The following is a 19029-nucleotide window of genomic DNA, read 5'->3' as shown; positions in this document are numbered from 1 at the left end:
GTCAGTAGCTCCCCTTTCCCTCCTCCCGCCGTGCGCCGGGCTTAAACATCGCCAGCCGGCTATCCAGCGCATCGGTATAGAGCTGAGTATCTACGCCAACGGCGACAAAATTGGCGCCCCACTCGAGGCTTTTTTGCGCCATTTTCGGATCGACGGCAAGGAATCCGGCCGCTTTGCCCGCCGCGCGAATGCGGCGAATGCTCTGTTCAATAATCCTCTGCACTTCAGGATGACCGGCGTTATCCGGGTAGCCGAGGGAGGCAGATAAATCGGCGGGGCCGATAAATACGCCATCAATGCCTGCCACTTCGAGGATCTCATCCAGATTGTCGAGCGCCGTTTTGCTCTCGACCTGAATGAGCAGACAGAGTTCATCATTCGCCTGCGCCATATAGTTCCCAACCCGGCCCCAGCGCGCCGCCCGCGCCACGCCGGCGCCCACTCCGCGCGTGCCGATGGGCGGATAGCGGGTTGCCGCGACAATATCCCGCGCCTGGCCGGCCGTATCGACCATTGGGATAAGTAACGTCCGGGCGCCGATATCCAGCACCTGCTTAATCAAGCTGCGGCTCCCCTCGACCGGGCGTATAACCGGCTGGCTGGCATAGGGAGCAATGGCCTGCAGCTGATGGTAAAGATCCTGAATGGTATTTGGCGCATGCTCGCCATCAATCAGCAGCCAGTCGTAGCCTGCCGTGGCGGCAATCTCGGCCACGTAGGAAGAGGTTGAGCTCAACCACAGGCCAATCTGCGTTTCTCCCCTGGATAATCCCGCTTTAAACGGGTTCGATAAAATAGCGTTCATAAGTCTTCCTTATATTAATGCGGTACGCTGCCGGACTGCGGCACCATGCGAGTTACGCTCAGTGAAAAGATAATAACGACGCCCACAATCGCCACGCAGGAGAGCGTCAGCAGGCCGGCGGAATGGCTGGCGAAAATCGTTTCCGCCTGGACGCGAACGATCGGAGCCAGAAAGCCGCCGATTGCGCCGAACAGGTTGACGAAGCCAATGCCTGCGGCCAGCGCGGTACCGGACAGTAATTGCGTCGGCATCGTCCAGAATACCGGCTGGACGGCGATCACGCCGACCGCCGCGACGCACAGCGCCAGTATCGCCAGCACCGGTGGCACCAGCCCGGAGACGCCGATGCCAATCGCTGCCGCCAGTAAGGTCAGCGCCGCAATATTCCGTCGTTCGCCGGTACGATCGGAGTAGCGCGGAATAAACCAGGTCCCCAGCAGAGCCGCAATCCACGGAATCGCCGTCACCACCGAGGCCACAAATCCCACTTTAGTGCCCAGCAGCGCGGCAACCTGGGTCGGCAGGAAGAAGATCAGACCATACACGGCAACCTGAATCGTCAGATAGATAATCGCCAGCTGCCAGACGCGCCCGTTGCGCAACGCATCGGAGAGCCGCGAAGTCACCTTTTTCTCCTCTTCGCTCGCCAGCTGGCTAATCAGCGCCTGCTTTTCCGCGGCGGTCAGAAAACGCGCATTTTGCGGCGTATCGTCGAGCCAGAAGAAGGTGAAAAAGCCCGCGCAGACGGCCAACAGCCCTTCAATCACAAACATCCAGAACCAGCCGGGATGACCCATAAAACCGTGCATTTCCAGCAGCGCGCCGGATAACGGCGAACCGAGCGTCAGCGCCAGCGGCGCGCCCATATAGAACAGTCCCATAATGCTGGCGCGGTTCTGTTGGGGGAACCATTGGGAAGTCAGGTAGATCATTCCCGGGAAAAAGCCCGCTTCGGCGGCACCGAGCAACGTCCGTACCAGCAGGAATTTTGTTTCGCTATCCGCCCATGCCATTGCCGCAGAAAGCACGCCCCACAGTAAAGTGGTGCAGCCAATCCATTTTCTCGCGCCAAATTTACGCATCAGCAGATTCGCGGGCACCCCAAGAAAGGCATACACCACAAAAAATATCCCGGCGCCAAGCGCGTAGGCCTCGTTGCTCAGCCCGGTATCAAGCTGGTAGGTCTCTTTGGCAAAACCAATATTCGAACGATCAAGAAACGCCAGCACGTACAGCGCCAGCATAAAGGGGATCAAACGGGCGCGGTTTTTCTTAACCACGCTCTCCAGCAAATTATTACTCATCGCAATATCCTCAGGAATTGGCCGCACAGCGACGCTGCGCGGCACGACGAGATCAGTGGCTATAAGGGCGTTTGAGATTACAGTCGCGATTCAATTCAACGCCAAATCCCGGTTTATCCAGCACGGATTTATGGATCCGTCCGTTCTGCGGCACCGGCTCGCCCAACAGGATCGGGTCAAACTGAGGGCGCAGCGTGGCGCAATCCGGGCTGGTCATCAGGAACTCGCTAAAAGGGGTGTTGGTGAAGGTAATAACCGCATGGTGCGAATAGACCGACGAGCCGTGCGGCACCACCAGCTGACCGCGCGCCTTCGCGATCGCCGCGATCTCGACCAGGGTGGTCAACCCGCCGCACCAGCCGACGTCGGGTTGCATAATATCGATGCCGGTTTCCGATAGCGTGCGGAAAGATTGCAGCGTGCCGTGGTGCTCGCCGCTGGTGACCATCATCCCGGCAGGCGCATTGCGCTTGAGTTCGCGATAGCCTTCGTACTGCTGCGGCGGCAGGCACTCTTCAATCCACTTGAGGTTATAGGGCGCACAGGCGTGGGCCAGCTTAGTGGCGTAGTTCACGTCCTGGCTCATCCAGCAATCCAGCATCAGCCAGAAGTCCGGGCCGCATTTCTCGCGATATTCTGCAACCATAGCGGCGTCTTTGCGGATCCCGGCATCGCCGTCGTGCGGCCCCCAGTGCGTCGGCATTTTGCCGCCGATAAAACCCATTTCCTGCGCCAGATCCGGACGCGCCCCGGTGGCATAGAACCGGATTTCATCGCGTACCGCGCCGCCCAACAGCTTGTAAACCGGCAGGCCAACCACTTTGCCGAACAGATCCCACAGCGCCAGATCGATACAGGAAATCGTATTCAGCACCAGGCCGCCGGAGCCTGAGTAGTACAGGGTGGCATTGAGCATCTGATCGTGGATCAGTTTAATATCGCTGACGCATTTCCCTTCGACAAAGCGGCTAAGGTGTTTTTCGACGATAAAGCAGCCCATCTCTCCCGCTGTCGACACCGCGAAGCCGGTCTGCCCGTTGTCGGCCTCCACCTCAACAATCAGCGTTCCCAGCACGTTAATGCCGAACGACTGACGGGATTGTTCATACTCGGTGTATTTGCTCATCGGCGTCGCGATGTGATCGTCAATCCAGTGGTTCGCTCCCTGATCGTGATAGTCGCCGCCGCCAGCGCCTTTTTCTGCGGTAGCGCCGCCGATAAACCACGCGCGGATGTGTTTAATTTTCGGTAGGGTCATGATGTTCTCCTTGTTATGAGGCTCGTTGTTCGAAAGGGCTCTTCCACCCCAGCAAACGGGAAATATCTTTGGCGCAGGCAATCGCCTTACCGGCAAGGTAATCACGATTATCTTCATTGATTTGCAAACGTGTCCCCACCACCGAGATCGCAGCGGTCAGATCGTTATTGGCGTTAAAGACCGGCGCGGCCACGCAGCGGACGTCGAGGTAATCCTCGCCGTTATCAAAGCTCCAGCCTCTGGCGCGAATGTGTTCCAGCTCATCGTAAAGGCGCTGGGCAGTGGTAATGGTAGTCGGCGTAGACCGCTCCCACCGCAGTTCGCTGATGATGGCGTGCTGTATATGCGCGGGCTGCCAGGCCAGCAGGCATTTGCCAATGCCGGAGCGATAAAGCGAGAGGCTCTTTCCCTCGTGTGAGCGGACGCTGATCGTGGCGGGAGATTCGACTTTCAGGATGTAGTAGGCGTTACCCTGATCGATAATGCCCAGATGACAAAGCAGCCCGCATTCGTCCATTAGCTGAGTCAGACGGGGACGGGCCAGCTCACGCAGGTCCATTTTGCTCACGGCATGGCCGGCCAGCTCCACCAGCTTGGTCCACAGGCAGTAGTTATCCTGATTATCCATACTGAGGAAGCGCTGTTTTCTCAGCTCACCCAGCAGCAGATAGGTGGTACTTTTAGGAATACCGAGTTCGTCAATAATCGTCGCCGCGCCGCAGGGGCCAATGCGGGCGATTAAATTGAGAATATCGATGGCGCGGGTCAGCGCCGGGACCTTGCTTGATTCCAACATACTGGACTCCAATCCTGAATACTGGAATCAGTGTTGCGATTGTCAGGGGGGAAAATTGTGAGCGGCCTCAAATCACGGCGTTATTCCAGCAAGGTGGACATTCCGAAGAATATAAATGAGGGATAGCGCACAGAATATTTAAAAATAAGTACAACGGGCTGGACTGACAACGCGCCGGAAGAGGCTCCCGGCGCTATTTATGACTTAAATCGAAAGCGTTTCGACAACGTTAATCCAGCCGTGATCGCCGGCCACCGGCTGGCCATTCAGCCAGCGGCGCAGCATATTCAGGGCCATCATCGCGCAAACCTCCTGGCGGACCTGCAGGCTGTAGCGGGTGACGCTTAGCTTAACCCGCAGCGCGTGGGTGCCTTCCGGGGTAGAGAGTACGAAGTTCAGATAGTCGGCCTCCTGGCCGCAGACCGCCAGCGCAAGGCCGGCAAAATGCTTCACCCGCCGCTCTGACGTCCAGCGGGCCGACTGCGCCAGCGTCTCCTCCTGGGCGGGAACCACTTCGCTTGCCAGCAGCGGAGCATTGGCGCGGGAGAGCTGGAGCGACAGCAGGCCGCTGGTAAACTGCTCGCTGAGGGTCAGGCTCAGCTGCCGCTCCTGCAAGCGGCGCGCAATCTGCGCAGGCAGCCCTTCGGTGCCTTCAAAAATCAGGTTCTCGCCGGCCACTTTTTGCACTTCTGGCCATAGCGCCAGCATCGCGTCGCGCTGTTCAGCAGGCCCGGTGAGTTTGAGCTCAATAATCGGCATCGAAGAACGATAGCCCATCACCACGCCAGGCGGCAGCGGCAGCAGATTGAGGCTTTGCGCCAGGTCGCTTTCTGAACGACCAAAAGTGGTCAGGCGCAGGCACAGCGGCGGCGCAGATAGCGGGAAGCGTTCGCGCAGGCGCGGTAAAATCTCCTGCTCAACCATCACCTTAAATTCCGACGGCACGCCGGGGGTAAAAAACATCAGACAGCGATTGAGCTGAACGGCAAAACCGCAGGCCGTGCCCACCGGGTTGTTGATCATCTCCGCGCTGGCGGGGATTTCCGCCTGCTTGCGGTTGCTTTCCGCCATCGGCCGTCCGCGTTCGGCAAAGAAACGCGTCATCGTCTCCAGCCATCCGGCGTGCAGAATTAACGATTCGCCTTTAGCGGTTGCCGCAGCCAGCGCGCTGAGATCGTCGCTGGTCGGCCCTAGCCCGCCGTTGACAATCAGTACGTCCGCATGCTCGCTGCGCTCGCGTAAAATTGCGATCAGAGAATCAAGATCGTCACCGACGGTGTTGCGACGCGTTAAAGGTAATCCCTGATTAAAAAAGAAATCCGCCAGCCACGCGGCATTGGTATCAACGATTTGCCCATGCAGCACTTCGTCGCCGGTGGACAGCATTTCCACGTTTAACATTGTGAACTCCAGCCTGATAAGTGGAAATACTATAACGCAAAGGCGCTGGCTGGGTAGACAGGAAATCGGCGCGGCATGATACCGCGCCTGGGGATCAGAAGCTGGCGCTGACGCCGACGTACGGGCCGTCAGCAATGGTATTATCTTTGTTACCGTCTTTACCTTCCAGGTTCAGATAGCGATAGCCGGCCTCAATGCTCAGAGGGCGCATGACCGTCCAGCTCGCGCCGGCATTGGCTTCCTGATAGCTCTGGATACCGCTGGAGAGGGAGTCCGGTGAATAGTAGTATTCGCCGAACAGGCGGAAGCTGTCGCCAATTTTCCACTGCAGGCCGCCGCCGACCGCTGCCGCATAACCTTCATCACTGCTTTTCGGATTGGTATATACGCCTTTGCCGCCTACCGTTGCCAGAAATGGCCCCAGCGGAATGTTTAAACCTAGCCCTAAACCTGCCGCGTCGCCGTCGTTATCGCTGTGCATCCAGTTGCCGGTTACCGCCAGTCCGGTTGATTCGGTACCAAAACCAACGCCAAGGTTGGTGTAGTGCTCACCCGCCTGCCCGGTGACGCTGATAGCGTTTGCCGCCGTGGAGACGAACGCCATGCCGGCAAGGCCGATTAATATGCATTTTTTCATTTTTTACTCTATCCAGAAATCAAGAATCAAAGAAGTCCCAAAAACCGCAGAATTGTACTGCCGAATGCTGCGGAATCAATGTTCTAAAACGACCTTTATTGTTGTGATTGTAAGCAGTTGCTACCGGAACCCTGGCTTTGGGCGCTCATGACGCCGCGATCTGCCGTAACGGGGTGAAGATGTCGATTAAAAGCTTGTTCAGCAATTCCAGCATGGATCTGCGCTAAATAGGTGAAGCAGTAAAGAATCGGCAGCTATCGCCTGGCTCATGCTGGCCTCCGGTCCGTCATTTCAACCCACCCTACCATTACCAACGCCGGTCGCGCGTTTTCGCTTGCGGTTTACCGAGGCGGCTCGCAAACTGGCAGCCAGATGCTTTGCTAACCGTTCACCCAAAGGAGATAACCATGCGCCAAAGGACTATTGTCTGCCCGCTGATTCAAAATGAGGGGCGCTATCTGCTCTGTAGGATGGCCGACGATCGCGGCGTTTTTCCCGGCCAGTGGGCGCTTTCCGGCGGCGGAGTGGAGCCTGGCGAGCGCATTGAGGAGGCCCTGAGACGTGAAATTCGCGAAGAGCTGGGTGAGGCGCTGAGGCTGACGAGCATTACGCCCTGGACCTTCAGCGACGACGTGCGGGTCAAAACCTACAGCGATGGCCGGCAGGAGGAGATCTATATGATCTACCTGATTTTTGATTGCGTCAGCGCCAACCGAGAAGTCACCATTAACGAAGAGTTTCAGGATTATGCATGGGTCAGCGTCGAGGATTTGCCGCGCTACGATCTGAACGTCGCCACGCGAAAGACGTTATCGCTGAAAGGGCTGCTCTGATTTTTAACCCACAGCCAGAAAGCAGATTCCGCACCGCCGGGCTGAGAATAACTTAGCCCGAGCAATGCGCTACCGCGAATTTTGCCGATGAAAGTTCGCCCTGATGAGTATGAGCGGCATCACTGCAATCATAAAAACGTATTCAATCTCTTCATCAAAAGATGATTCAAAGGTTCACTGGCGATAGTTATCCGCCGCTCTAAGCGCAATCGTCCCGATGCGCGTTGACCCACTCGCGTAACGCCCGACGCGAGATCTTTATGCCGCCGGTTTTCAGCGTTTCGGGCAGCGCCAGCCAACGTACCGGCTGCTGAAAGCGCGCCAGCTTATCCTCTACCCAGGCCGCTAACTCCGCCATATCGCAGCCCGCGTCGCCTTCTACCACCGCCACCGGACGCTGGCCAAACTCGGCATCATCCAATGGCACGATGAACGCCTGGCGGATCTGCGGATGAGCCATAATCACCCGTTCAACTTCTTCCGGCTGTATCCCCTCACCGCCGCTGAAAAAGAGATTATCCAGACGCCCGACAATCACCAGCTTACCGTTACGCAGCTCGCCGCGATCGCGCGTTGCAAACCAGCCCTGCTCGTTAACCAGCGGCACCAGTTCTCCGTCGCGCCAGTAGCCTGCCGCCATGCTGTCTCCGCGCAGCCAAACCTCGCCGTCGATAATTTTCAGCTCCCTCCGGGGCAAAGGTTGCCCGACATCCGCCTCGCCATCGGCCTCTTTGGCGCACACCGTCGAGGCAAATTCGGTCAGGCCATACCCGCACCAGCTGCGGATGCCTTTAGCCCGGGCCTGCTCGGTGAGTTCGACGGGAATTGCCGCCCCGCCCAGAAGAACGGCCTTCAGCGATACCTGCGCATCGCCATTGAGCAGCCGCCACAGCTGCGTTGGCACCAGCGACGCGTGGCTGCAGCCCTGAAGAGCCTGTTCTAACGGCCGCTTTTCCCGCACCGTCAGACGCGATCCGGCCAGCAGCCAGCGCCAGAGAATACCCTGCCCCGAAACGTGAAACAGCGGCAGGGAAAGCAGCCAGTCGTCGTCCGCCGCCAGCGGGATCATCGCCAGCACTCCCTGGGCGCTGGCAAGATGAGCGCGGAAAGTATGCACCGCGGCCTTCGGCAGCCCGGTAGAACCGGAGGTCAGCGTCATCGAAGCCAGACGATCTTCACTCCAGGCCAGCCTGCGGTCGCCGGCGACAGCCTGCATAACCAGCCGCGGATAGCCGAGGGCGAGATCGTCGCCGCTAAGCGCCAGCAGATGATGGACATCGAGGGACGGTAACAGCTGCGTCAGCATGGCCGACGGCAGCTGCGGATTAAGCGGCAGCACCCTGGCGCCGCACTGCAGCAGCGCCAGCCACGCCAGCAGCGCCGCCGGCTGATTGTAGGCCCGCAGAATAACGCCATCGCCTTCACCTACGCCCTGAGCCACGAACCCCGCCGTCAGCGCATCGACCCGCTCGCACAGCTGCTGCCAGGTCAGGCTATCGTCGTTCAGCCGCAGAGCAAACGCGTCCCCCCGCCGCTGACGCCAGTGGCGCCACGGCCAGTCGCGAAAGATCACAGCAGCGGCTCCAGCGCATCCGTTGACAGGCACGGCAGCGCGCTTGCAGGCCACGGGCGCACCAGCTGAGTCTGCATCAGCGCCAGCGTATCAAGGCCCGGAATGGTCTGCGGCGTTAGCCAGGCCGCAATACGCGCCAGCTGCGTCAGCCCGAGACTCGATTCAATCGAGGAGCTGATGACCGCCGTCAGCCCAAGAGCGTGGGCGGCGGCAACCTGTTCCTGCACTTTTTGCAGGCTACCGGTAAGGGTTGGCTTAATCACCACCGCCCCTACCCCCTCCTCGGCCTGAAAGCAAAAATCGGCTTCGCGCAGGCTCTCATCCCAGGCAATGGTAATACCGGTTTGTTTCGCAAAAGCGCGGGAATCATCGCGGGTTTTGCACGGTTCTTCGAGGAAAGCGATGCGATCCCGATACTGCGGCTGCACATATTTGGCGAACTGCTGCGCTTTGAGCGGCGTCCACGCCCGGTTGGCGTCCAGACGCAGCCGCAGCTCAGGGATCGCCTCCAGCAGCAGATTTACGACCATCCCGTCGCGTACCGCCTCATACAGGCCCACTTTGACCTTGGCGACCTTCTCGCCCGGCATCGCTGCGAGCCTGGCAAACAGTTCATCCGGATCCCCGGTGCACAGCGGCGCGGCGCGATAATCTGCCGCCTGCGGCAGTTCGTCCTTCAGCTCGGCCAGCGCGCAGCTGACCCCGAACGCCACGCAGGGCTGCGCAGGAAAAGGGAGATCCTGCCCCTGACGCCAGGCTGTCGCCCACGCCAGCAGCGCAGCCTGCGCCTCTTCCAACGTTTCTTCGCTAAATCCCGGCAGGGGAGAAACTTCCCCCCAGCCTTCGCGCTCGCCGTGCTGGAGATGGACGAACAGCCCGTCACGGGTTTTTAACCGCCGTTCGCGCAGCACCACGCCCGCGTCCATCGGTATCTGCCAGCGGTAAACCTGCGCCCGGCGCATTACGGATTCCGTTTAAATTTGCTGAAGTCCGGCTGACGCTTCTGATTAAATGCGTTGCGCCCTTCCTGACCTTCTTCGGTCATGTAGAACAGCATGGTGGCATTACCCGCCAGCTCCTGCAGACCCGCCTGACCATCGCAGTCGGCGTTCAGCGCCGCTTTCAGGCAGCGCAGAGCCATTGGGCTGTTTTGCAGCATTTCGCGACACCAGCGAACGGTCTCTTTTTCCAGCTCTGCCAGCGGGACGACGGTGTTGACCAGCCCCATATCCAGCGCCTGCTGCGCATCGTACTGGCGGCACAGGAACCAAATTTCACGCGCTTTTTTCTGACCAACGATGCGGGCCATATAGGCTGCGCCCCAGCCGCCGTCGAAGGAGCCCACTTTGGGACCCGTCTGACCAAAGATGGCGTTTTCCGCGGCGATCGTCAGGTCGCACATCATATGCAGCACGTGGCCGCCGCCGATGGAGTAGCCGGCGACCATTGCGACGATCGGTTTCGGACAGGTGCGGATCTGACGCTGGAAATCGAGCACATTCAAGTGATGCACGCCGGAATCGTCCTGATAGCCGCCGTAGTCGCCGCGCACCTTCTGGTCGCCGCCGGCGCAGAACGCCAGATCCCCTTCGCCGGTCAGGATAATGACGCCGATGTTGTCGTCATAGCGGGCATCCGCCAGCGCCTGAATCATCTCTTTTACGGTCAGCGGGCGGAATGCATTACGCACCTGTGGGCGGTTAATGGTGATTTTAGCAATACCATCCGTCGATTTTTGGTAACGAATATCGGTATAGCCTTCGGAACAATCGTGCCATTCAACCGGGGCGTAGAGCATGGCTTCATCAAGAGAGATCATAGAATGTCCTTTAGTTAACTTGCTAAAAACTGTGCCAGGCAAGCGGTTACCGCCGCGGGATTTTCCCGATGCGCGTTGTGCCCGGCATGATGAATAACGTGTATCGTCGCGGCTAAATCGCCCGCTATCGCGCGGAATTTTTCATCGCGCGCGCCGCAAAGATAGTGAAAAGGAAAGCGGCAGGCTCGTAATGCCGGGCGCAGATCGGGCTGGACCGCCAGCGACGTCGCCTCCAGCATGGCGGCAAGATTTTCGCCATGATTGCGGCTGCGTAATGCGATTAAGGCCGCTCGCTGCTGCGCATCCAGCGAGGCGAAAACCGGCTGCTGGTACCAGTCAGCAAAGACCTGGGGCAGCGGTTCGCGGCGAAAGCGTTCGGCCCAGGCCGCATCGCTCCGGCGACGCAGCAGGCGATCGCTATCGTCGCGTAGTCCCGGATGACCGCCCTCCACGACCAGCCCGCACAGCCCGTCGCGCGGCCGGCTGGCAAAGGCCATCGCGATGCGGCCGCCGAGGGAGTAGCCAATCAGCCAGTAGTTAAGGATGCTGTAACTATCCAGCGTCTCCTGCAGCAGCCGGCAGACATCGGCAAAATCAGCTACCTGAATATCACGGGAACCGCCGTGGCCCGGCAGGTCGATATACAGGCGCGAGCGGGCGCTAAACGCCTCGCCGACCGGCCGCCATTCACGACTGTCGCCCGAAAAACCGTGTAAAAAAATCAGCCAGGGTTCACTGGCCTGGCCGCGTTCGCACTCGGCGTGCAGGCTCATAGATGACTCACCTGCGCCAGCAGCTGCTGCAAAGTATGGGTGCCATCGGTTTCGTTCACCACCAGCTCAATCACGGTCGCGCCAGGGATGCGCCACGCGTCGGACAGCGCCGTCTCCAGCTCGTTCCAGCTGCCCGGGCGGCTGTAGTTGAGATCGAACATCGCCGCGGCATGCCCGAAGTTGACGTCCTGCGGCATTAAATAAAACTGGCGCCTTTCGTCCTGCGGCGTCGGCAGCAGAGAGAAGATCTGGCCGCCGTTATTGTTGACGACAATCAGCACCAGCGGAGCCGAGGCATGGCGCAGCAGCGCCAGCGAATTAAGATCGTAGAGCGCGGAAAGATCGCCAACGATAGCCAGCAGAGGGCGAGCGCTGGCCCGCTGAACGCCGGCGGCGGTTGCCAGCAGGCCGTCAATACCGCTGGCGCCGCGGTTGCTGTAGACCGGATAGCCTGCCGGCAGCTGCGATAGCGCATCAATTAAGCGCACCACCAGGCTATTGCCCACAAACAGCTGCCCCTGCTCCGGCAGATAGCGATGAATACGGTGGGCCAGCTGGGCCTCGCCGAAGCGCTCGCTGCTTTCCACCGTCGCCTGCCAGGCCTGCTGCGCGAGAACCGGCAGCGTCGTTGCCCAGGGCTGGCGTTTTTCCGCCGGATGCAGTTCAAGCCACTCCCCCACCGGGCAGACCAGACGGCGGCCGCGGTGCTGGGCCGGATCTAAACGCCCGGGTAAATTATCGACCAGCCAGTACTCCTCCGGCTCGCAGCTCGCCTGCCACTGCAGGAGGCGTTTTCCGGTCAGGCTGCTGCCCAGCTGGATAACGATTTGCGCCTGCTCCAGCTCGCTGACCGCTTTCCCGTTGCCCAACCATAGATCGGCGCAGGGCAGCGGCTGCCCGGTTTGTGAAAGCACATCGCCAATCAGCGGCCAGCCGAGCATTTTCGCCCACGCGGCGGTCTGTACGCCTTCGGCGGCGCTCATGCGCCCGGCAATAACGACGCCGCGCTTTTGGCGCCAGAAAAACCAGTCGCGCTGCTTTTCGCTTGCAAGATGCAGCGACTGACGCAGCCAGGGCGTATCGCTCTGCCACCAGTCCCCAAGCTGCTGCTGCCAGCTCACGCCGGTATCGTCCATATCGCCATACAGCGGCTCGGCGAACGGACAGTTAATGTGTACGCCGCCGGAATGCAGCGCGCCCAGCGCCTGGTCGATGGTTGAAACCAGCCAGCGCGCGGGAATATCCTGCGACGGACGCGGCAAAGAGAGGGTTTCGGACGGATGCGATGCGAACATGCCCGGCTGGCGGATCGCCTGGTTAGCGCCGCAGTCGATCAGCTCCGGCGGCCGGTCGGCGGTGAGCAGAATCAGCTTCTCGCCGGTCAGCCCGGCCTCAATCAATGCCGGATAGAGATTGGCCGTGGCGGTACCGGAGGTGACAATGACCGCCACCGGCTGCCTGCTGGCCTTCGCCAGCCCCAGCGCCAGGTGGCCGAGCCCGCGTTCGTCAAAATGAGTATGGGGAATCAATGCGCGGTTTTCCGCAGCTGCCAGCGTTAAAGGCGTCGAGCGCGACCCCGGCGCAATGCAAATATGCTGCACGCCGTGGCGGGTTAATGCTTCAAGGATCACCGCCGCCCAGCGTCGGTTAAATGCGCTTACTGACATGAAATTGTCCGATATCAAATATTGAGGCTAAGTATAGGTAATACAAAGTGATGGAGTATTGATATGCGTCGTTTATCTACATTTTTCTCAGCAGCAACGAACGCAGCCCCGCGGCTTTATTTTCAATTTCCTGCCACTCTTGTTCAGGCTCGGAACCGCTGACGATACCGGCGCCGGCATACAGCCTGAGGGTGTCGTTTTCCACCTTCGCCGAGCGCAGCGCCACGCAGAATTCGCTTTGCGCCAGCGACAGATAGCCGGCGGAACCGGCGTACCATTCGCGGGTAAAGGGTTCATTTTGGCTGATAAAGTCCAGCGCCGCCCGCCGAGGCAGCCCGGCGACCGCCGCCGTAGGCTGCAGCTGGCGCAGGCAGCGGGCGTCATCGGATGAATTCAGCTCAGTCCAGATGCAGCGCCGCAGATGCTGCACCTTGCGCAGGCGCACCACCTGCGGCGGCAGCACCTCCAACATCTGCGCTTCGCCCTGCATTCGCTGGCAAATATCCTCCACCACCAGCATGTTTTCCCGCTGGTTTTTATCATCCTGCATTAACCAGTCGGCCAGCGCCCGCGCCTGGCGATCGTCAGCATGGCCGGCGACGGTACCCGCCAGCGCCTCGGTACGCAGCAGCGTTCCGCGCCGACGCCACAGCCGCTCCGGCGTTGAGCCGAAAAACGCCTGCTGAGGGTTAAAGGCCATCAGGAAATGAAAGCAGTTAAAGTTACTGCGGCGGCTGGCGGCCATAATCGACCAGGCATCTAAGGGAGCGGCAAACCGCAGGTCCGTGGCGCGTGCCAGGACGACTTTTTCCATCTCTCCGGCCGCAATGGCCCGGGTAGCCTGCAGGATAAGCTCACGCCAGCGCGGATATTCCGGGAAGTGCTGCTCGCTGAGTACGGCCGGTATCGCCGCAGGCTGCGCCTGCTCCGCCGTTAATGTCCGCAGAAACTCGCGCGCCGCCCGGGCATCTTCGCGTAGCGACGTCGCGCTGCACAGCACCAGCCGCAACGACGCCGTTCCCCCTACCCGACGCCACTCCAGCCTCGGCAGCACCAGCGCTCCGACCTGCGGGCTGAAGGCATTCAGACCGCAAATACGCAGATCCTGATGCTGCTGATGCTGTAAAAAACGCTGCGCTTCGGCCAGCGAAGAGAACGTTTTCACCGCACCTAGCGCAGCAAGCTCCTCATCGCCGCTGCGCTGCTGCCAGTAAAACTGCGGCCACTGAGGCTGGCGCCCGCACCACAGCAGGGGATCAAACGCATCGTGGAGAGGAAACGAGACATCAAAAATTCGCGTGCCGGACGATGCGGGGAACTCATCGCTCAGGCAGCCGCGTAAGCTTTCCAGCGCAGCGGAAACAGACAGCACGCAAACCTCCACAGACTAAAAACCCCACATTATACGGGGTCCTGGCGAGAAATAGCAGTACCCACGATGAGGGAGTGGCCTTTGGCGGCCCGTCGGTCATTCAGGAAGTATAGATAGTCTGCGGCTACCTCGGCAGGAGCGGGTCCGCTGCGGCCTCGCGGGCCATGCCGATATGCGCAATCCCGTCTTCGTCGTAAACCTCGGTCACCGGCTGGAAGCCGAAGCTGGCGTAGAAGCGCTGTAAATGCGCCTGAGCGCCGAGGTAGATAGCTTTCTGCGGCCATTGGCGGGCGCAGCTGGCGAGCGCATTTTCCATTAGCTGATAGCCGAGCTTCTCACCCCGCACCGTCGGGCTGACGATAACCCGGCCAATCACCACCGGTTCAAAATCCTCTGCGCTTTTCAGGATCCGCGCATAGGCCACCAGCTCATCGCCGCGCCAGCCAAGAAGATGACGGTTTTCGCCGATCAGGTCATCGCCGTCAACATCCTGATAGGGACAGTTTTGTTCGACGATAAAGACTTCGCAGCGCAGTTTGAGCAGCGCATAGAGCTGCGGGACGGTCAGCTCGCTATGGTGGAGATCCTGCCATATCATCATCTATTATTCCTTCATTGAAATTAGCCCTGCATCATTCCGGCGGCATGAAGACGGCAAGCTCAGCCAACGCGCACGCAACCTGAGGGATGACGGGTATACTCTGTTTTTTGACTCACGCCCTAAGGACACAGGACGATGGAATTAACTTTTTTGGGGACATCCGCTGGCGTGCCGACCCGTACGCGTAATATGACGTCTATCGTGCTGAATTTGCAACAGCCAACGGCGGCGGAGGTATGGCTGTTCGACTGCGGAGAAGGCACCCAGCATCAGTTTCTGCATACCGCCCTGCACCCCGGCAAGCTGAATAAAATTTTTATAACCCATCTCCACGGCGACCATCTGTTCGGCCTCCCCGGCCTGCTGTGCAGCCGCTCGATGCAGGGAAACTCGCTACCGCTGACCCTATACGGGCCAAAAGGCCTGCGGGAGTTTGTCGAAGTGGCGCTGCGCCTCAGCGGCTCGTGGACCGATTATCCGCTGGATATTGTCGAAGTTGGCCCCGGCCTTATCTTTGACGAAGCCGGATATCGTGTCACGGCCTGGCCGCTAAACCATCCGGTTGAGTGCTACGGCTATCGCATTGAGGAGCACGATAAGCCCGGCGCCCTCGACGCGGCCCGTCTTATCGCCGACGGCGTCCCCTCCGGGCCGCTGTTTCAGCAGCTAAAACAGGGGCTGAGCGTCGAGCTTGCCGACGGGCGGATCGTCGATGGCCGCCGCTATCTTGGCCCGACAACGCCGGGCAAAAAGCTGGCCATCTTCGGCGATACCGCGCCCTGCGAGGCGGCGCTGGAGCTGGCGCGCGGCGTGGACGTCATGGTTCATGAGACCACCCTGGAGCAGGCGATGGCCGAGAAGGCGAACGCTCGCGGGCACTCCTCCAGCCAGCAGGCGGCGGCGCTGGCGCGCGATGCCAACGTCGGCACCTTTATCGCCACCCACTTCAGCTCGCGCTACGACCCGCAGGGCTGCCTGCGCCTGCTGGCGGAGTGCCGGGAAATCTTCCCGCAGACCCTGCTGGCGGAAGATTTTATGGTCTACCCCATCGGCTAAGCAGGCTCCTCGATCGGGCTGGCCCGGTTAACCGACGCGCATAAAAAAACCGCCGATCGTAGACCGGCGGTTTTTTTGCAGGCGCAGACGCTTTACATCAGCGGAGTTGCCAGCTGCACGATGCTAATCAGCGGCTGCGGCCAGACGCCGAGTACCAGCACCAGCAGGGCCGAGATCAGTACCACGATACCGCCGGCGCTGTACTGCCAGTTAGACGGCGCGTCGCGGTTCAGTTTCTCCGGCGCGCTCAGATACAGGCTCACCGCTACGCGCAGGTAGTAGTAAAGACCAATCGCCGAACCCGCCACCACGGCACCAACCAGCCACCACAGGTGCGCGTGCACGCCGACCGCCAGCACGTAGAACTTACCGATGAAGCCCAGCGTCATCGGAATACCGGCCAGCGACAGCATCATCACCGTCATCACCGCCGACAGAATCGGACGGTGCCAGAACAGGCCGCGGTAGGAGTACAGCGAGTCGGCATCCGGGCCGCGGTACGGGCTGGACATCAGGCTCACCACGCCGAAGGCGCCAAGGCTGCTGAACAGGTAGCCGGCCAGATAGACGCCAACCGCTTCCATCGACATTTCGCCGCTCTGCAGGGCGATCAGCGCCACCAGCAGATAGCCCAGATGCGAGATCGAGGAGTAGCCGAGCAGGCGCTTGATGTTGGTCTGGCTCAGCGCCATCAGGTTACCGAAGATAATGGATGCAAAGGCTATCAGGCCCAGCACGATGCGCACCGCTTCGCTATTGCCTACCGGCATATACAGGAACAGACGCATCACCACGCCGAAGATAGCAATCTTGCTGGCGGTGGCCAGGAAGGTTGATACCGGCGCCGGCGCGCCCTGATAAACGTCCGGCGTCCACAGGTGGAACGGCACCAGCGACAGCTTAAAGCCCAGACCGACAATCATCAGCCCCAGACCCGCCAGCAGCAGCGGCTCGTGCAGGGTGTTATCCGCCAGGCTCTTGCCAAGGGCCAGGAAGGAGAGATTGCCGGAGTTCGCGTACACCAGCGCCATACCGAACAGCAGGAAAGAAGAGGCTGCGGCCGAGAGGATGGTGTATTTGATACTGGCTTCCAGAGAGCGTTTCTGGCGGAAAGCGTAGCCGATGAGGCCGAACAGCGGCAGCGAGATCAATTCGATACCGAGGAACAGCGCCGCCAGATGGTTGGCGCCCGCCAGCAGAATGCCACCCAGCGCGGCGATTAACACCAGCAGGTAGAACTCTTCTTTATTGTCCTTGTAACCCTCAAGCCACGGATAGGCAAAAGTACAGGTCGCCAGGCTCGCCAGCAGCACCAGCCCGGTGTAGAGCATGGAGTAGCCGTCAACGCGGATCAGCGGCGTGACGTCCATCGCGCCGTTCTGGCCGACAAACCAAAGCGATATCAGCGCGGCGTTAAGCCCGAGAACCGACAGCGTGGCATTAAGGAAATGATTGCGTCGCCACGCAATGGAGAGCATCACAACCACCACCGTCAAGCCGACGATCAGCAGCGGTAGCAGTGCGATCAGTTGTTGTGGAGTTATTGTCATGGCGAATTACGGCCTTGTAGTAGAAACAGAATTAACAAACCACTGCTGAATGTTGCTCATCGCAGCATGTGAGGTGTCCAGAATCGGCTGCGGGAAGAAGCCCAGCAGCACCAGCAGAACCACCAGCAGCAGAATAATCGACAGCTCGCGCAGCGACATTCCCGGCAGCTCTTTCGCCGCAATCTCGCTCTTCGCTTTACCGAAGTAGGCACGATGCAGCATCGCCAGCGAGTAGACGGAAGCGAACACCAGACCAAAGGTGGAGATCACGGTAATCACCGGCACCACTTTATAGCTGCCGAACAGGATCATGAACTCGCCGACAAAGTTACCGGTGCCCGGCATCCCGAGGGTCGCCACGGCGAAGAACATCGACAGCGCCGGCAGCCATTTAATTTTGTTCCACAGGCCGCCCATCTGACGCATGTCACGAGTGTGCAGGCGCTCATACAGCTGGCCGCAAAGGATAAACAGACCGGCAGCGGAGAGACCGTGCGCAATCATCTGAATCACCGCCCCCTGATAGGCCAGCTGGCTGCCGGTATAGATGGCAATCAGCACGAAGCCCATATGGGAAACGGAGGTGTAGGCAATCAGGCGTTTGATATCGTACTGGCAGAAGGCCATCCACGCGCCGTAGAAGATACCGATGATACCCAGCCACATAGCGATTGGCGCAAATTCGGCTGAGGCGTTCGGGAACAGCGGCAGCGCAAAACGCAGCAGGCCGTAGGCCGCGGTTTTCAGCAGGATCCCCGCGAGGTCAACGGAACCGGCGGTCGGCGCCTGGGAGTGCGCGTCCGGCAGCCAGCCGTGCAGCGGTACAACCGGCATTTTCACCGCGAAGGCGATGAAGAAGCCCAGCATCAGCGCATATTCCACGCCGTGGGACATCGGCGTCTTCAGCAGATCTTCATAGTTGAAGGTCCACACGCCGGTGGCGTTGAAGTGAACAAACGCCAGCGCCAGGATGGCAATCAGCATCACCAGCCCGCTCGCCTGGGTATAGATGAAGAACTTGGTGGCCGCCGTGATACGCGTTTTCCCGTCGGAAGCCTTATGGCCCCACAGCGCGATCAGGAAGTACATCGGCACCAGCATCATTTCCCAGAAGAAGAAGAACAGGAACATGTCGATGGCGAGGAACACGCCGATAACGCCGCCCAGGATCCACATCAGGTTGAGGTGGAAGAAGCCCTGATACTTTTCGATCTCGCGCCATGAACAGAGTACCGCCAGTACGCCGAGCAGGCCGGTCAGCACCACCATCAGCAGCGACAGACCGTCGATAGCCAGATGAATGCTAATACCGAAGCGAGGGATCCACGGCATGACAAATTCAGACTGCCACTGGGGGATACCCGCGGCCTGTGTCAGAGAATAGCCGCCCTGCAGCCACAGCTGCAGCGAGAGAACCAGCGTCAGTCCCATGGTAATCAGCGCAATCCAGCGCGGCATCTTCACGCCAAAGCGTTCAGTCTGCCAGCACAGAAACCCACCGATAAAGGGGATTAGTATTAACCAGGGTAATAACATAGCTGAGTATGTCCCTTATATTTACTCCTGCTCAGGCTATCTCGCTCG

Annotated in this window: 17 protein-coding genes; 2 read left to right on the top strand and 15 right to left on the bottom strand. The window is 59.8% G+C overall.

Annotated elements, in window-relative coordinates:
- Position 1: 1 nt before the first annotated feature.
- From yfaU to QFI97_RS09300, 6 genes are all read right to left on the bottom strand, one after another.
- Positions 2–805, bottom strand: coding sequence for a 2-keto-3-deoxy-L-rhamnonate aldolase (gene yfaU, locus QFI97_RS09325; protein ID WP_331834738.1), 804 nt, complete (start codon positions 803–805; stop codon positions 2–4).
- A gap of 14 nt (positions 806–819) precedes the next feature.
- Positions 820–2109 carry an MFS transporter gene (locus QFI97_RS09320; RefSeq protein WP_095100611.1) on the bottom strand — a complete coding sequence of 430 codons (1290 nt, stop codon included), beginning with the start codon at positions 2107–2109 and terminating at the stop codon, positions 820–822.
- A 52-nt stretch (positions 2110–2161) separates the two neighbouring features.
- Complete coding sequence (gene rhmD / locus QFI97_RS09315; RefSeq protein ID WP_095100609.1) at positions 2162–3367, bottom strand: L-rhamnonate dehydratase; 1206 nt, start codon at positions 3365–3367, stop codon at positions 2162–2164.
- 13 nt (positions 3368–3380) lie between these two features.
- Positions 3381–4163: an IclR family transcriptional regulator gene (locus QFI97_RS09310; protein ID WP_095100607.1), complete on the bottom strand. Its 783-nt coding sequence runs from the start codon at positions 4161–4163 to the stop codon at positions 3381–3383.
- A gap of 204 nt (positions 4164–4367) precedes the next feature.
- Entirely contained in the window at positions 4368–5564 is a 1197-nt protein-coding gene (locus tag QFI97_RS09305) for a nicotinamide mononucleotide deamidase-related protein YfaY (protein WP_346430983.1), read from the bottom strand.
- Positions 5565–5658: 94 nt separating this feature from the next.
- A complete protein-coding gene (locus tag QFI97_RS09300) occupies positions 5659–6201 on the bottom strand; it encodes a YfaZ family outer membrane protein (RefSeq protein WP_346430982.1) in 543 nt (180 codons plus the stop codon).
- A gap of 407 nt (positions 6202–6608) precedes the next feature.
- Here QFI97_RS09300 and nudI point away from each other — a divergent pair, with 407 nt between their 5' ends.
- The gene (nudI, locus tag QFI97_RS09295) at positions 6609–7034 is read left to right on the top strand and encodes a nucleoside triphosphatase NudI (protein WP_095100599.1); all 426 of its coding nucleotides are present in this window, start codon (positions 6609–6611) and stop codon (positions 7032–7034) included.
- 199 nt (positions 7035–7233) lie between these two features.
- Here the strand turns inward: nudI and menE are convergent, their stop codons facing one another.
- From menE to QFI97_RS09260, 7 genes are all read right to left on the bottom strand, one after another.
- Positions 7234–8607 (bottom strand): o-succinylbenzoate--CoA ligase, encoded by a 1374-nt coding sequence (gene menE, locus QFI97_RS09290; protein ID WP_346430981.1) that lies wholly within the window; start codon positions 8605–8607, stop codon positions 7234–7236.
- Positions 8604–9569, bottom strand: coding sequence for an o-succinylbenzoate synthase (gene menC, locus QFI97_RS09285; RefSeq protein ID WP_346430980.1), 966 nt, complete (start codon positions 9567–9569; stop codon positions 8604–8606). The genes menE and menC overlap by 4 nt, the downstream gene beginning before the upstream one ends.
- Positions 9569–10426: a 1,4-dihydroxy-2-naphthoyl-CoA synthase gene (menB, locus tag QFI97_RS09280; RefSeq protein WP_095100594.1), complete on the bottom strand. Its 858-nt coding sequence runs from the start codon at positions 10424–10426 to the stop codon at positions 9569–9571. The genes menC and menB overlap by 1 nt, the downstream gene beginning before the upstream one ends.
- Positions 10427–10440: 14 nt before the next feature.
- Positions 10441–11199 carry a 2-succinyl-6-hydroxy-2,4-cyclohexadiene-1-carboxylate synthase gene (menH, locus tag QFI97_RS09275; RefSeq protein WP_346430979.1) on the bottom strand — a complete coding sequence of 253 codons (759 nt, stop codon included), beginning with the start codon at positions 11197–11199 and terminating at the stop codon, positions 10441–10443.
- Entirely contained in the window at positions 11196–12866 is a 1671-nt protein-coding gene (gene menD, locus QFI97_RS09270; protein WP_346430978.1) for a 2-succinyl-5-enolpyruvyl-6-hydroxy-3-cyclohexene-1-carboxylic-acid synthase, read from the bottom strand. The genes menH and menD overlap by 4 nt, the downstream gene beginning before the upstream one ends.
- A 76-nt stretch (positions 12867–12942) precedes the next feature.
- Positions 12943–14238: an isochorismate synthase MenF gene (menF, locus tag QFI97_RS09265; protein ID WP_346430977.1), complete on the bottom strand. Its 1296-nt coding sequence runs from the start codon at positions 14236–14238 to the stop codon at positions 12943–12945.
- Positions 14239–14362: 124 nt separating this feature from the next.
- On the bottom strand, positions 14363–14839 hold the full coding sequence (locus QFI97_RS09260) for a GNAT family N-acetyltransferase (protein ID WP_346430976.1): 477 nt from the start codon (positions 14837–14839) through the stop codon (positions 14363–14365).
- A 135-nt stretch (positions 14840–14974) separates the two neighbouring features.
- On the opposite strand from QFI97_RS09260, the gene rnz reads away from it, so the two are divergent.
- Positions 14975–15895 carry a ribonuclease Z gene (gene rnz / locus QFI97_RS09255; RefSeq protein ID WP_346430975.1) on the top strand — a complete coding sequence of 307 codons (921 nt, stop codon included), beginning with the start codon at positions 14975–14977 and terminating at the stop codon, positions 15893–15895.
- Between the two features lie 92 nt (positions 15896–15987).
- Here rnz and nuoN read toward each other — a convergent pair whose 3' ends face one another.
- A complete protein-coding gene (gene nuoN, locus QFI97_RS09250) occupies positions 15988–17445 on the bottom strand; it encodes an NADH-quinone oxidoreductase subunit NuoN (protein ID WP_331834747.1) in 1458 nt (485 codons plus the stop codon).
- 6 nt (positions 17446–17451) lie between these two features.
- Positions 17452–18981, bottom strand: coding sequence for an NADH-quinone oxidoreductase subunit M (gene nuoM / locus QFI97_RS09245; RefSeq protein ID WP_095100580.1), 1530 nt, complete (start codon positions 18979–18981; stop codon positions 17452–17454).
- Between the last annotated feature and the right edge of the window lie 48 nt (positions 18982–19029).

Origin of the sequence: Klebsiella scottii, assembly GCF_036561945.1 — a bacterium.
Lineage (GTDB): Bacteria > Pseudomonadota > Gammaproteobacteria > Enterobacterales > Enterobacteriaceae > Klebsiella > Klebsiella scottii.
This window is presented reverse-complemented; position numbering and strand designations above follow the sequence as displayed.

Excerpts from the sequence above, each read along its gene's own strand:
- menB (WP_095100594.1), bottom strand. The coding sequence starts at position 10,426 with ATGATCTCTCTTGATGAAGCCATGCTCTACGCCCCGGTTGAATGGCAC.
- rhmD (WP_095100609.1), bottom strand. The coding sequence starts at position 3,367 with ATGACCCTACCGAAAATTAAACACATCCGCGCGTGGTTTATCGGCGGC.
- menC (WP_346430980.1), bottom strand. The coding sequence starts at position 9,569 with ATGCGCCGGGCGCAGGTTTACCGCTGGCAGATACCGATGGACGCGGGC.
- QFI97_RS09300 (WP_346430982.1), bottom strand. The coding sequence starts at position 6,201 with ATGAAAAAATGCATATTAATCGGCCTTGCCGGCATGGCGTTCGTCTCC.
- nuoM (WP_095100580.1), bottom strand. The coding sequence starts at position 18,981 with ATGTTATTACCCTGGTTAATACTAATCCCCTTTATCGGTGGGTTTCTG.
- QFI97_RS09320 (WP_095100611.1), bottom strand. The coding sequence starts at position 2,109 with ATGAGTAATAATTTGCTGGAGAGCGTGGTTAAGAAAAACCGCGCCCGT.
- QFI97_RS09260 (WP_346430976.1), bottom strand. The coding sequence starts at position 14,839 with ATGATGATATGGCAGGATCTCCACCATAGCGAGCTGACCGTCCCGCAG.
- QFI97_RS09305 (WP_346430983.1), bottom strand. The coding sequence starts at position 5,564 with ATGTTAAACGTGGAAATGCTGTCCACCGGCGACGAAGTGCTGCATGGG.
- QFI97_RS09310 (WP_095100607.1), bottom strand. The coding sequence starts at position 4,163 with ATGTTGGAATCAAGCAAGGTCCCGGCGCTGACCCGCGCCATCGATATT.
- menH (WP_346430979.1), bottom strand. The coding sequence starts at position 11,199 with ATGAGCCTGCACGCCGAGTGCGAACGCGGCCAGGCCAGTGAACCCTGG.
- nuoN (WP_331834747.1), bottom strand. The coding sequence starts at position 17,445 with ATGACAATAACTCCACAACAACTGATCGCACTGCTACCGCTGCTGATC.
- nudI (WP_095100599.1), top strand. The coding sequence starts at position 6,609 with ATGCGCCAAAGGACTATTGTCTGCCCGCTGATTCAAAATGAGGGGCGC.
- menD (WP_346430978.1), bottom strand. The coding sequence starts at position 12,866 with ATGTCAGTAAGCGCATTTAACCGACGCTGGGCGGCGGTGATCCTTGAA.
- rnz (WP_346430975.1), top strand. The coding sequence starts at position 14,975 with ATGGAATTAACTTTTTTGGGGACATCCGCTGGCGTGCCGACCCGTACG.
- yfaU (WP_331834738.1), bottom strand. The coding sequence starts at position 805 with ATGAACGCTATTTTATCGAACCCGTTTAAAGCGGGATTATCCAGGGGA.